The organism is Sphingomonas sp. 2SG (genome assembly GCF_005503285.1).
Taxonomy (GTDB): domain Bacteria; phylum Pseudomonadota; class Alphaproteobacteria; order Sphingomonadales; family Sphingomonadaceae; genus Sphingomonas; species Sphingomonas taxi.
Window position 1 is genome coordinate 67,551 of record NZ_SCMZ01000001.1, and the last position, 12,515, is coordinate 80,065.

Sequence of the window (12,515 nt, forward strand, 5' to 3'; positions counted from 1 at the left end):
TGACGCGCGGCGCCGACATGGCCTTCCGGGGGGTAGACCATGTCGGCATGCGTCGCAGTCCGCGATGCCGCCAGGACCGTCTGCCGGGGGCATCATGTTTCTGATCAACGACCACGATCCGATGTCCCGCAGCGCGGCGGGGTCGTCGATCGCCGCGCGGCGGCTGGATCGCCGGCCGACGCCGCTGTGGACGGTGCTGATCCCGTTCTTCAACGAACGCGACTATCTCGCCGCGACGATCGCCAGCCTCGCCGCGCAGAGCGTGCGCGCGATCGTGATCCTGGTCGACAACGGGTCGACCGACGGCAGTGCCGAGGTGGCACGCGCCGCGGTCCGCGCGCACGGGCTCGTTGCCCTCGTCATCACCGAGACGACGCCGGGCAAGGTCGCGGCGCTGCGCACCGGGCTCGGCTGGGTGCGGACACGCTATGTCGCGACCTGCGACGCCGACACGCTCTACCCGCCCCACTATCTCGCCGAGGCGGAGCGGCTGTTGCAGCGCGACCGCTGCGTCGTCGCCGGCGCCTATTTCGTCGACCCCGGCGCCGATCAGGCGGCGCTCGATGCCGAGGCGCGCAAGATCCTGTCGGCGGCGAAGCTGCTGCCGCGGCAATGTCATGCCGGCGGCGCCGGCCAGTGTTTCGACGTCGAGACGCTGCGCGCGGTCGGCGGCTTCGATGCCGCGATCTGGGGCTATATCCTCGAGGATCACGAGGTCATCCACCGCACGATGGCGCGGGGCCGGATGCTCTATTCGCAGGATCTGTGGTGCATGCCCTCGCCACGCGAGCGCGACCGCGATTCGATCCGCTGGACGCTGTTCGAACGGCTGGTCTATTCGGCGACCGCGCCGTGGGCGGGCAGCTGGTTCTTCTATCGCTTCCTCGCGCGCCGGCTGCAGCGCCGCAAGCTGCTCAGCGTCCAGATTCGCGAGCGCGCGCATCAATGTGTGGAGGGTGCGGCCGTTGCGTAACCTGGTCCTGTGCGCCGACGATTTCGCTTATTCCCGCGGCGTGAGCGAGACGATCGCCGAGCTGGCGGCGAACGGCAAGCTCAACGCGACGAGCTGCATGACGCTGATGCCTGGGTGGATGGACGATGCCGCATTGCTTCGCGACCTGCCGGCGCACGTCTCGATCGGGCTGCACCTGACGCTGACGCAGGAACGGCCGCTGACCGACATGCCGCTGTTCGCACCCGACGGCAGATTGCCCGAGATCGATCCGCTCGCCGGCCGCGCCGCACGCCGGCAATTGCCGCTGGAGGAGATCGCGGCCGAGATCGCCGCGCAGTTCGACGCCTTCACCGCGGCGATGGGCCGCGCGCCCGATTTCGTCGACGGCCACCAGCATTCGCACGCCTTGCCGGGCATCCGCGACATCGTGCTGTTCGAGACGGCGAGCCGCGCGCCCGATGCCTGGGTGCGCGACTGCACCGATCGGGTCGATGCGATGCTGGCGCGGCCGTTCGTCGGCAAGGCGATCGGCAGCGCCTTCCATTCGCGCGGGCTGCGCCGGGCGGCGGCGCGCTATCGCCTGCGCTGCAACGACAGTTTCGCCGGCCACTATGATTTCTCGACGGATTACAAGCGGTTGTTCCCGCGCTTCCTGCGGCGGGCGGCGGGCATGCATCTCGTCATGTGTCATCCGGGGGCGGGCAAGCGTGCCGGCGACGCGATCGCCGAGGCGCGGCCGCGCGAAGCGGACGTCTTGCGGAAATGGCCGATAGCGGACATGGCGGCGGCGGAAGGGCTGGCGTTTCCAGCCTGACGGGAGCGCGGACGCAGATTGGCCGACGGCGGACTTCGCGCCATCTTCCTCGAACAACGCGCGATGTTGTCGCGACTGTTGACGGCGCGGCTCGGGAACCGCGACGATGCGGAGGATGCGCTGCAGGACATGTGGTTGCGGATCGACCAGCTCGCCGATCAGCCGATCGCGCAGCCGGCCGCCTTCCTGTATCGCGTCGCCAGCAACCTGGCGACCGACCGGCGGATCGCCGCCGCGCGTCGCGGCGCGCGCGAGGCGGCGTGGCTGGAGGAGCAGCCGACCGCCGACGACCTGCCCGATGCGGAACGGACGCTGGTGATGCGCGACGAGCTGCGCGCGATCGAGGCGGCGATCGCCGACATGCCCGAACGGATGGCCACCGCATTGCGACTCTATCGCGTTGAAAACAGGCCGCAACGCGCCATCGCCGAGCAATTGGGGATCAGCGTCAGCGGTGTCGAGAAGCTGTTGCAGCGGGCGTACCGGATTATTCATGCCCGCGCCGAACAGAATGCTGCGGATATGCCGGTGGCGCATCGTCATGATGATGGAAGGGGGCAGCGCCTGTGAGCCGTGACGCACCGAACATCATCGACCAGGCGATCGCCTGGCATCTGCGCCAGGAGCATATGGCGGCGGAGGATTGGGAAGGCTTCGTCGCCTGGCTCGAGACCCCGGCCCATGCGCGCGCCTATGACGCGGTGGCGATGCGCGACCGGCTGGTCGCCGCGGCGGCGTTTCCCGAACCCGATGCGATGCCGATCGCGGCGAACGACGACCAGCCGGCCTCGCGCGGCTGGTGGCGGTTGGCGGGCGGCGGCGCGATCGCCGCGGCACTCGCCCTTTGGCTGGTGCCGACGACGTTCGGCTCGCACGCGGCCGAGACCGTCTATGCCACAAGCGACGGCGAGCGGCGCGACGTCCGCCTGGCCGACGGGACGCAGATTGCGCTCAACGGCGGCAGCCTGCTGCGGGTGAGCGGAACCGATCCGCGCAGTGTCGCGCTCGATCGCGGCGAGGCGATGCTTCACGTCGTCCACGATGCCGCGCATCCGTTCGAGCTGCGCGCCGGCGACCAACTGATCCGCGATCTCGGCACTACATTCGACGTGCTGCACACCGGCGAGCGCCTCTCGGTCGCGGTGGCGGAGGGGTCGGTGCTGTTCCAGCCCGACGGCGCCGGGCTGCGGCTCGGCGCCGGCGACACGGTGACGATGGCCGCCGACCGCCGCATCGTCCGCGGCACGCTGCCGACCGCCGCGGTCGGCGGCTGGCGCAGCGGCGATCTCAGTTTCGAGGGGATACCGGTCGGCGAGGTTGTGGCGAGCCTGCGCCGGCAACTCGGCGTCGACCTGCGCATCGTCGGCGACTTGTCGCGCCGCCCGTTTACCGGCATGATCCACGTCACAGGCGCTGCCGATCGCGACGTACCGCATCTGGCCGAACTGATCGGGGCGACATGGCGGCGTAATGGCGAAGGCTGGGTATTGGCGGAGCGCGCTACCGCGACACGTTAAGCTCGTTTCCGCCGCCTTCGCGGCCGCCGCTTGCCTGCCGTCGGTCGCGCGCGCGCGCGATGCGGCGATCACGGTCGCCATCCCGGCGACGACGCTCGACGTGGCGGTGTTGACGCTGGCGCGGAGCAGCGGCGTCGAGATCGTCAGTACCGAACCGGGGCTCCACGCCATCCGCTGCCGTGCTCTGCGCGGAACGATGCCCGTCGCGCGGGCGCTCGCGCGGCTGCTCGCCGACACCGGTTATCGCGCGGTGCCCGGGCCGGGCGGCGTCTATCGCATCGTCGCCGCGCCGCGTCGCGTGCGGCCGCCACGGCCGACGCCGCCTCGCCCCGTCCCGCCGGCCGACGTGCCCGCCGACATCGTCGTCACTGCGAGCAAGCAGCGCGTCCCCTTGCTGCGCTATCCCGGCAGCCTGACCCTGGTCGGCACGACGGCGCAGCCCAATGGCGCGACCGGGGCGATCAGCGACCTCACCAATGCGGTGCCGGTGCTGCAGAGCACGCAGCTCGGGCCGGGGCGCAACAAGGTGTTCATCCGCGGCATCGCCGACAGCAGCTTCAACGGCACCACCCAATCGACCGCCAGCGTCTATCTCGACGACGTCCAGCTCAACGCCTCCGGTCCCGATCCCGGCCTGCGCCTCTACGACATGCAGGCGGTCGAGGTGATGGAGGGGCCACAGGGGACCTTGTACGGGGCAGGCGCGATCGGTGGCGTGCTGCGGCTGACCTCGAACGCGCCCCTGCTCGACCGGGTCGCCGCGGCGATGAGCGGCGGCGTCGTCGCCACGCATGGCGGCGCGGCGGGCTACGATCTGTCGGCGATGGTCAACGTGCCGCTGCTCGACGAGCGGCTGGCGCTGCGCAGCGTCGCCTATGTAGTGCGCGACGGCGGCTATATCGACGATCCGGCACGCGGGCGCGACGTCAACCGCGTCGGCACCGTCGGTGCGCGCCTCGCGCTGCGCGCCGAGCCGGGCGGCGGCTGGCGGATCGACACCAGCGGCGTCGTCCAGCGCATCCGCGCCACCGACGGCCAATATGCCGAGGTCAGCGACGGCAGCTACCGGCGCAGCAGCCGGATCGCGCAGCCGTTCGCGGACCGCTTCCTGTTCGGCCGCGTCGTCGTCGCCAAGGACTGGGACAGCGGCCTGCGTCTCGTCTCGGCGACCGGGGTGGCGGATTATCACACCGGCGAGGTGTTCGACGCGACGCCGCGCGGCGTCGGACGGCCGGTCGCCTATAATGTCGACAACGCCAAATTGCTGCTGTCGCACGAGATGCGGCTGTCGCGTTCGACCGCGGCGGGCAATTCCTGGCTCGCCGGCTTCACCCTGGTCAGCGACCGGTCGGCGCTGTCGCGTGCGCTCGGCCTAGCCGGCAACCAGATGGACATCGTGGGCGTCACCAACGTCACCCGCGCCGCCTCCGCCTTCGGCGAAACGACGCTGGCGGTAACCCCCGACCTGTCGGTCACGCTCGGCGGACGCTTCACCAGCGCGCGGATCGACGGCGAGCCGTCGGCGACGCGGCGGCCCGGCGCCTATATCCGCGGCCGCTCGACGCAGCGCGCCGATCCGACGCTTGCCTTGTCCTACCGGCTCGCGCCCGATCTCGCGCTGTTCGCGCGCTACCAGACGGGGTTCCGCACCGGTGGGCTGGCAGTCGCGCAGGGGATCGGCCGCGTCGCCAATTATCAGGCCGATTCGATCGCGGTCGGCGAAGTCGGCATGCGCCGGCTGCGGCGCGGCACGACCGGCCTCGGCCTGTCGGTGAGCGCGTCGACCGCACGGTGGCGCGGCATCCAGGCCGATCTGCTCAACCGGCGCGGCCAGCCGTTCACCACCAATCTCGGCAACGCCAATATCCAGACGCTGGAGGCATCGCTCGACTGGGTGCCGCTCGCCGGACTGCGCCTCGATGCGGCGGCGCTCTACACCTACAATCGGGTGCGCGGGCCGGTCGCCGACCAGTCGCGCGAGGACAATCGCCGGCTGCCCGAGACACCGCCGTTCGCGGGTCATGCCGCGCTGAGCTACGCCTGGGGGCAGGGGCGAAGCGTCGCGCCGCGGGTCGGCGCGACGGTCGACTATGTCGGGCGGTCGGTGCTCGGCACCGGCGATCTGCTCGACGTCAGCCAGGGCGATTACACCACCTTCGGTGCCTCGGCCGGCGTGCGCTGGCGTAACCTCGACCTGACGCTCGGCCTCGACAATCTCACCGATGCGGCGGCCAATCGCTTCGCGTTCGGCAATCCCTTCGGCCTCACCGCGCGCAATCAGGTGACGCCCTTGCGGCCGCGCAACGTGCGTCTCGGCGTGTCGGCGGCCTGGTGAGCGGCTATCGCGCTGGCTCGGCGCGGTCGAGCAGGCGGCGCGCCTGTTTGAGATGCGGTGCATCGACCATCCGGCCGTCGACCTGCAACGCCCCCGCGTCGGGCGCCGCGGCGAAGGCGGCGACGATGCGCTGCGCCGCCTCGACCTGTTCGGCGCTGGGGGTGAAGGCGGCGTTGATCGCGGCGACCTGCGTCGGATGGATCGCCATCATCCCGGTGAAGCCGTCGCGCGCCGCACGCCGCGCATAAGCGGCGAGGCCGTCGAGGTCGCGGAAGGCGGGATAGACGGTGTCGATCGCCGCCACGCCGGCGGCATGCGCCGCGAACAGCGTCAGCGACCGCGCCATCTCATAGGGCGGCGTGTAGCGGCCGTCGTCCTCGCGGCTGGTCGCCGCGCCGATCGCGGCGGGCAGATCCTCCGCCCCCCACGTGATCCCGGCGAGTGCCACGCCCGCCGCCGCATAGCTGCCGAGCGCGAAGATCGCCGCCGGCGTCTCGGTGGCGATCGGCAGGATCGGCGCGTCGATACCGGCCGCGGCGAGCCGCTGCGCGAGCTCGCGGACGCTGGGTGCGCCCTCCGCCTTGGGCAGCACGATTGTATCGGGGGCGAGGCCGTGAAGCGCAGCGATATCCTCGGCGCACAATGCGGTATCGAGCGGATTGACCCGCACGAACAGCCGCACCGCGCCGCGCGGTTCGCGCAAGTGCGCCGCCACCGCCTCGCGCGCCGCCGCCTTGGCGGTGGCCGCCACCGAATCCTCGAGATCGAGGATCAGCGCGTCGGCGCCGCTCGCCGCCGCCTTGGCGAACCGCTCCGGCCGGTCGCCCGGCACGAACAGGAGCGAGCGCAGCCTCATGCCGCCGACCGTTTGAGCAAGGCGGTGCGCAGGCACTGGCAGACGATCTCGTCGCGCTGGTTGAGCATGCGATGCGCAAAGGTGACGATGCCCGCGTCGGGCCGCGAGCGGCTGTCCTTCAGCTCGACCACCTCGGTTTCGGCGCGCAACGTATCGCCGAGGAACACCGGCTTGGGCATCACCAGCTTGTCATAGCCGAGATTGGCGACGAGCGTGCCGAGCGTCGTGTCGCCGACCGACAGGCCGACCATCAGCGCGAAGGTGAAGGTGCCGTTGACGAGGATCTGACCGAATTCACTCGCCCGCGCTGCCTCGGCGTCGAGGTGGAGCGGCTGCGGATTGTGCGTCATCGTCGAGAACAGCAGGTTGTCCGTCTCGGTCACCGTGCGGCGGATGTCGTGGACGATACGGTCGCCGACCTGCCATGCGTCGAAGCTGCGTCCTGCCATCAAACCTCCTCCACTGCGATCCGCGCGAGCAACGTCCCCTCGGGCACCTGCGCGCCCTCCGTGACCTTGAGCTCCGCCACGACACCGTCGAACGGCGCGACCAGCGCCTGTTCCATCTTCATCGCTTCCAGCACGAGCAGCCGCTCGCCGCGCGCGACGGCCTGTCCCGCCGCGACCAGCACCGCGATGACGCGGCCCGGCATCGGCGACAGGATCGCGCCGTCGCCTTCGCCGCCGCCGGCGATCACATCGGCGCGCGGGGCGCCGAACGGCCACGCCTCGCCGTCGAGGAACAGCACGCCATCGGCGACGATTCCGCCGGCGACGGGATGCTCGACGCGATAGGGCTTGCCGCCGACCTCGACGTCGATCGCAGTCGCAATCGCACGATTGGCACGGAAGCCGCGCAGCGCCACCCACGGATCGTCACCCTGCGGCAGCAACGCCGCCGCCGCCGCGCCCAATAGGGCGGGGGAGGGTTCCGCCGCCGGGATCAGGTCGGCGGCATGGCGTTCGATGAAGCCGGTATCGACGCGCCCCGCGACGAAATCGGGATGCGCCGCCGCGCGCGCGAGGAAGGCGGCGTTGGTCTTGACCGGCCAGACCTGCGTGCCGCGCGCCGCCGCGGCGAGCCTCGCCGCCGCCTCTCGCCGCGAACCGCCATGGACGATCAGCTTGGCGATCATCGGGTCGTAGAAGGGCGTCACCGCCCCGCCTTCCTCTACGCCGCTGTCGACACGCACGTCGGCGGGGAAGCGCAGCCGGTCGAGCGGTCCGGTCGAGGGCAGGAAACCGCTCGCCGGATTCTCGGCATAGAGCCGCGCCTCCATCGCCCAGCCGTGTATCGACAGTTCATCCTGCCGGCGCGGCAGCGGTTCGTCCGAGGCGACGCGGAGCTGCCATTCCACCAGATCCTGCCCGGTGATCGCCTCGGTGACGGGATGCTCGACCTGCAACCGCGTGTTCATCTCCATGAACCAGATGCGGTCGGCGCGGAGCCCGTCCGAACCATCGGCGATGAACTCGATCGTGCCGGCCCCGACATAGTCGACCGCCTTCGCCGCCCGCACCGCCGCATCGCAGACCGCGGCGCGCGTCGCGGCGTCCATGCCGGGGGCGGGGGCCTCCTCGATCACCTTCTGGTGGCGGCGCTGGAGCGAGCAATCGCGCTCGAACAGATGGACGACCTGCCCGTGCGTATCGCTGAACACCTGCACCTCGATATGGCGCGGCGACAGGATGTACTTTTCGATCAGCACTTGCGTGTTGCCGAACGAGGCGGCCGCCTCGCGCTGGCAACTGGCGAGCAGTTCGGCGAAATCCTCGCGCGCATCGACCTTGCGCATCCCCTTGCCGCCGCCGCCGGCGACCGCCTTGATGAGCACCGGATAGCCGATCGCATCGGCCTCCGCCTGCAGGCGTTCGGGCGACTGGTCGGCGCCGAGATAGCCCGGCGTCACCGGCACACCGGCGGCGATCATCCGTTGCTTGGCGGCATCCTTGAGGCCCATCGCGCGGATGCTGGCGGGCGGCGCGCCGACCCAGACGAGGCCCGCGGCGACCACCGCCTCGGCGAATTCGGCATTCTCCGACAGGAAGCCGTAGCCGGGATGGATCGCCGCCGCGCCCGTCTCGCGGGCGGCGGCGAGGATGCGATCCTGCCGCAGATAGCTGTCGGCGGCGAGCGCGGTGCCGATGCACACCGCCGCATCCGCCTCGCGGACGAAGGGCATGGCGGCATCGACGTCGGAATGGACCGCGATCGTGCGGATGCCGAGCCGCCGCGCGGTGCGGATGATGCGGCGGGCGATTTCGCCGCGATTGGCGATGAGCAGGCTCTCGATCATGGCCATCACATCCGGAACACGCCGAAGGACGGCGATTGGGGAATGGGCGCGTTGAGCGCCGCGGAAAAGGCGAGGCCGAGCACGTCGCGGGTCTGGACGGGATCGATGATGCCGTCGTCCCACAGCCGCGCGGTGGCGTAATAGGGGTTGCCCTCGTCCTCGTATTTCTGGCGGATCGGCGCCTTGAACGCCTCCGCCTGTTCGGGCGTCCAGCCATCGGCGTCGCGATGCACGGTGGCGAGCACGCTCGCCGCCTGCTCGCCGCCCATCACCGAGATGCGCGCATTGGGCCAGCTGAACAGGAAGCGCGGGGAATAGGCGCGCCCGCACATGCCGTAATTGCCCGCGCCGAAGCTGCCGCCGATCAGCACGGTGATCTTCGGCACCGAGGCAGTGGCGACCGCGGTCACCAGCTTGGCGCCGTTCTTCGCAATGCCTTCCGCCTCATACTTCCCGCCGACCATGAAGCCCGAGATGTTCTGGAGGAAGAGCAACGGGACGCGGCGCTGGCAGGCAAGCTCGATGAAATGCGCGCCTTTCAGCGCACTCTCCGAGAACAGCACGCCATTGTTGGCGAGGATCGCCACCGGCATGCCCCAGATGCGCGCGAAGCCGCAGACGAGCGTGGTGCCGTACAACGGCTTGAACTCGTGGAAGTCCGAACCGTCGACGATCCGCCCGATCACCTCATGCACGTCATAGGGCGCGCGCACGTCCTGCGGCACGATGCCGTATAGCTCCTGCGGGTCGAGCTTAGGCGCCCGCGGCGCGGCGATCTCGATATCGACCGCCTTGGGCCGGTTAAGCGTCGCGACGATATCGCGGACGATCAGCAGCGCATGCTCGTCATTCTCGGCGACGTGGTCGACGACGCCCGACTTGCGCGCATGCGTGTCGGCGCCGCCCAGCTCCTCCGCCGAGATGACCTCGCCGGTCGCCGCCTTGACCAGCGGCGGGCCGGCGAGGAAGATCGTCCCCTGATTGCGGACGATGACGGTCTCGTCGGACATGGCGGGCACATAGGCGCCGCCCGCGGTGCAGCTGCCCATCACGCAGGCGATCTGCGCGATCCCCTCCGCCGACATCTGCGCCTGGTTGAAGAAGATGCGGCCGAAATGATCGCGGTCGGGAAATACCTCGGCCTGATGCGGCAGATTGGCGCCGCCCGAATCGACCAGATAGATGCACGGCAGCCGGTTCTCGCGCGCGATCTCCTGCGCGCGAAGATGCTTCTTCACCGTCATCGGGAAATAGGCGCCGCCCTTCACCGTCGGGTCGTTGGCGATGATGAGGCATTCGCGACCCGAGACGCGGCCGATGCCGGCGATCATCCCCGCGCCGGGGGCATCGCCGCCATACATGCCGTTCGCCGCCAATGCGCCCACCTCGAGGAACGGCGAGCCGGGATCGAGCAGCCGCTCGACGCGGTCGCGCGGCAGCAGCTTGCCGCGCGCGACATGGCGGGCGCGATGCTGGTCGGAGCCGCCGAGCGCGCTGGTCGCAACCGTCTCGCGCAGCGTTTCGGCGAGCGCGCGATTGTGCGCGTCATTGGCGGCGAAGTCGGTGGAGGCCGCGTCGATCGCGGTACGCAGCACCGTCATTGCGCGCGCGGCGCGTCATGGCCGATCAGCTCGCGGCCGATCAGCATGCGGCGCACCTCGTTGGTGCCGGCGCCGATGTCGAGCAATTTGGCGTCGCGCCAATAGCGTTCGACCGGCCAGTCCTTCGTATAGCCCGCGCCGCCCAGCGCCTGGATCGCCTCGCCGGCGACCTTCACCGCGCTTTCCGAGGCGAGCAGGATGCAGCCCGCCGCATCGAAGCGCGTCGTCCGCCCCGCGTCGCACGCCTTGGCGACGGCGTAGACATAGGCCCGCGCCGAGTTGAGCGCGACATACATGTCGGCGACCTTGGCCTGCATCAGCTGGAACTCGCCGATCGGCCGGCCGAACTGCTTGCGCTCGCGGACATAGGGCAGGACGACGTCGAGGCACGCCTGCATGATGCCGAGCTGGATGCCCGACAGCACGACGCGCTCGTAGTCGAGCCCCGACATCAGCACCTTCACGCCGCCGTTGAGCGGCCCCATCACCTGATCGTCCGGGACGAAGCAATCGTCGAACACCAGTTCGGCAGTCGGCGAGCCGCGCATGCCGACCTTGTCGATCTTCTGCCCGATCGAAAAACCGGCGAAATCCTTCTCGATCAGGAAGGCGGTGATCCCCTTCGATCCGGCATCGGGGATCGTCTTGGCATAGACGACCAGCGTGTCCGCATAAGCGGCGTTGGTGATCCAGAATTTGGTCCCGTTGAGCCGCCAGCCGCCGTCGACCTTGTCGGCGCGCAGCTTCATCGAGACGACGTCCGATCCCGCGCCCGCCTCCGACATGGCGAGGCTGCCGACATGCTCGCCGGAAATCAGCTTCGGCAGATACTTGGCCTTCTGCTCGGCGTTGGCCCAGCGGCGGATCTGGTTGACGCACAGATTGGAATGCGCACCGTAGCTGAGGCCGATCGCGGCGGACGAGCGGCTGATCTCCTCGCAGGCGATGAGATGTTCGAGATAGCCGAGGCCGAGTCCGCCATCCGCCTCCTCGACGGTGATGCCGTGCAGGCCCAGCTCGCCCATCATCGGCCACAATTCGCGCGCGAAGCGATCCTCGGCGTCGACCGCGGCGGCGATCGGTTCGATCCGGTCGAGCGCGAAGCGGCGCGTCGTCTCGCGGATCGTGTCGGCCATCTCGCCGAGCGCGAAGTCCAGTTCAGCCATCAGTCTCTCCACCGTCTTTTGCGGCCTTGTAGCCGCTCGTCCGTCACATGGAAAATTGAAAGACGTGCAAGAACATCATAGAAACCGTCTATGATCGATCGCTACCATCTTCGCTATTTCCTGTCGGTGGTCGACACCGGCAATTTCTCGCGCGCCGCGGCGGCGTGCAACGTCTCGCAGCCGACCCTGTCGGTCGGCATCGCCAAACTGGAGAAGACGCTGGGCCGAAGCCTGTTCGACCGCACCAACCGCCGCGTCGCGCTGACCGACGCCGGCGCGCGGCTGGTCGCCTCGGCCCGCGCGATCGAGGCCGGTTTCGCCGAGGCGGAGCGCGCGGTGGCGGAGACCGCACCGGTGCGCACGCTGCGGCTGGGCGTGCTGGTGACGACGCCGCGGCGCTGGATCGAACGCCTGCTCGCCGACCAGCGCAGCGCGCCCGGCGGCGACCGGCTCGAGATCGTCGAGGGCAAGGAGCGCGACCTGCGCGAGCGGCTCGCGCGCGGCCGCATCGACCTCGCCCTCACGCTGCTGCGCGACGGCGACCCGCCCGAGGCGCGGCTGAAGTTGCTCGGCGAGGGCTATGCGCTGGCGCTGGGTCAGGCGCATCCGCTCGCCGGCACGCCGGTGATCCGCGCCGAACAGCTCGTCAACGATCCGATGATCGTCCGGCGCCATTGCGAATTGCTCCCCGAAACCAGCCGCTTCTTCACCACCCGCGGCGTCCGCCCGGTGTTCGCCGCGCGCACGACCAGCGACGACAAGGCGTTGAGCTACGTCCGCGCCGGGCTCGGCGTCACCGTCATGCCCGAGGGGTTCCGCGAGGATGGCGTGGTGCTCGCACATCTCGACGGCTTCGATTTCAGCCGCGACATCGGTCTGGTGTTCGCCGCGCATGCCGATGCCGAGGCGCTGCGCCACGGCTGGCTGGCGACGTCGCTGGCGCGGGCGGTCGAGCCGCCCGCGCTGGACTGACTT

11 protein-coding genes are annotated in these 12,515 nt (G+C 70.1%); 6 read left to right on the plus strand and 5 right to left on the minus strand.

What is annotated here, in order from left to right; translation table 11 throughout:
- The first annotated feature begins 94 nt into the window (after positions 1 to 94).
- The 5 genes from FFS23_RS00265 (at position 95) to FFS23_RS00285 (ending at position 5,621) form a co-directional block, all read left to right on the plus strand.
- The gene (locus FFS23_RS00265; protein WP_137896933.1) at positions 95 to 973 is read left to right on the plus strand and encodes a glycosyltransferase family 2 protein; all 879 of its coding nucleotides are present in this window, start codon (positions 95 to 97) and stop codon (positions 971 to 973) included.
- The gene (locus tag FFS23_RS00270; protein WP_249340455.1) at positions 957 to 1,769 is read left to right on the plus strand and encodes a ChbG/HpnK family deacetylase; all 813 of its coding nucleotides are present in this window, start codon (positions 957 to 959) and stop codon (positions 1,767 to 1,769) included. Before FFS23_RS00265 ends, FFS23_RS00270 begins: the two co-directional genes overlap by 17 nt.
- Positions 1,770 to 1,832: 63 nt before the next feature.
- Positions 1,833 to 2,339 carry an RNA polymerase sigma factor gene (locus FFS23_RS00275; RefSeq protein ID WP_137896935.1) on the plus strand — a complete coding sequence of 169 codons (507 nt, stop codon included), beginning with the start codon at positions 1,833 to 1,835 and terminating at the stop codon, positions 2,337 to 2,339.
- Positions 2,336 to 3,286, plus strand: a complete 951-nt coding sequence (locus FFS23_RS00280) for a FecR family protein (RefSeq protein WP_249340456.1) — start codon at positions 2,336 to 2,338, stop codon at positions 3,284 to 3,286. Before FFS23_RS00275 ends, FFS23_RS00280 begins: the two co-directional genes overlap by 4 nt.
- Entirely contained in the window at positions 3,240 to 5,621 is a 2,382-nt protein-coding gene (locus FFS23_RS00285; protein ID WP_137896936.1) for a TonB-dependent receptor, read from the plus strand. Before FFS23_RS00280 ends, FFS23_RS00285 begins: the two co-directional genes overlap by 47 nt.
- A gap of 4 nt (positions 5,622 to 5,625) precedes the next feature.
- On the opposite strand, the gene FFS23_RS00290 is transcribed toward FFS23_RS00285, so the two are convergent.
- Genes FFS23_RS00290 through FFS23_RS00310 form a run of 5 tightly spaced genes read right to left on the minus strand, consistent with a single transcriptional unit; the run spans position 5,626 to position 11,540 of the window.
- Entirely contained in the window at positions 5,626 to 6,477 is an 852-nt protein-coding gene (locus tag FFS23_RS00290) for an HpcH/HpaI aldolase/citrate lyase family protein (protein WP_137896937.1), read from the minus strand.
- Positions 6,474 to 6,926: a MaoC family dehydratase gene (locus FFS23_RS00295; protein ID WP_137896938.1), complete on the minus strand. Its 453-nt coding sequence runs from the start codon at positions 6,924 to 6,926 to the stop codon at positions 6,474 to 6,476. Before FFS23_RS00295 ends, FFS23_RS00290 begins: the two co-directional genes overlap by 4 nt.
- The gene (locus FFS23_RS00300; protein WP_137896939.1) at positions 6,926 to 8,773 is read right to left on the minus strand and encodes an acetyl/propionyl/methylcrotonyl-CoA carboxylase subunit alpha; all 1,848 of its coding nucleotides are present in this window, start codon (positions 8,771 to 8,773) and stop codon (positions 6,926 to 6,928) included. The genes FFS23_RS00295 and FFS23_RS00300 overlap by 1 nt, the downstream gene beginning before the upstream one ends.
- A gap of 5 nt (positions 8,774 to 8,778) precedes the next feature.
- Positions 8,779 to 10,374: a carboxyl transferase domain-containing protein gene (locus tag FFS23_RS00305; protein WP_137896940.1), complete on the minus strand. Its 1,596-nt coding sequence runs from the start codon at positions 10,372 to 10,374 to the stop codon at positions 8,779 to 8,781.
- Entirely contained in the window at positions 10,371 to 11,540 is a 1,170-nt protein-coding gene (locus FFS23_RS00310; protein WP_137896941.1) for an isovaleryl-CoA dehydrogenase, read from the minus strand. Before FFS23_RS00310 ends, FFS23_RS00305 begins: the two co-directional genes overlap by 4 nt.
- A 90-nt stretch (positions 11,541 to 11,630) precedes the next feature.
- Here FFS23_RS00310 and FFS23_RS00315 point away from each other — a divergent pair, with 90 nt between their 5' ends.
- Positions 11,631 to 12,512, plus strand: coding sequence for a LysR family transcriptional regulator (locus tag FFS23_RS00315; protein ID WP_137896942.1), 882 nt, complete (start codon positions 11,631 to 11,633; stop codon positions 12,510 to 12,512).
- The last annotated feature ends 3 nt before the right edge of the window (positions 12,513 to 12,515 follow it).

What these genes read in the sequence shown, in the direction of transcription:
- FFS23_RS00265 (WP_137896933.1), top strand. Translation starts at nt 95, where the DNA reads ATGTTTCTGATCAACGACCACGATCCGATGTCCCGCAGCGCGGCGGGG.
- FFS23_RS00275 (WP_137896935.1), top strand. Translation starts at nt 1,833, where the DNA reads ATGTTGTCGCGACTGTTGACGGCGCGGCTCGGGAACCGCGACGATGCG.
- FFS23_RS00285 (WP_137896936.1), top strand. Translation starts at nt 3,240, where the DNA reads ATGGCGAAGGCTGGGTATTGGCGGAGCGCGCTACCGCGACACGTTAAG.
- FFS23_RS00290 (WP_137896937.1), bottom strand. Translation starts at nt 6,477, where the DNA reads ATGAGGCTGCGCTCGCTCCTGTTCGTGCCGGGCGACCGGCCGGAGCGG.
- FFS23_RS00295 (WP_137896938.1), bottom strand. Translation starts at nt 6,926, where the DNA reads ATGGCAGGACGCAGCTTCGACGCATGGCAGGTCGGCGACCGTATCGTC.
- FFS23_RS00300 (WP_137896939.1), bottom strand. Translation starts at nt 8,773, where the DNA reads ATGATCGAGAGCCTGCTCATCGCCAATCGCGGCGAAATCGCCCGCCGC.
- FFS23_RS00305 (WP_137896940.1), bottom strand. Translation starts at nt 10,374, where the DNA reads ATGACGGTGCTGCGTACCGCGATCGACGCGGCCTCCACCGACTTCGCC.
- FFS23_RS00310 (WP_137896941.1), bottom strand. Translation starts at nt 11,540, where the DNA reads ATGGCTGAACTGGACTTCGCGCTCGGCGAGATGGCCGACACGATCCGC.
- FFS23_RS00315 (WP_137896942.1), top strand. Translation starts at nt 11,631, where the DNA reads ATGATCGATCGCTACCATCTTCGCTATTTCCTGTCGGTGGTCGACACC.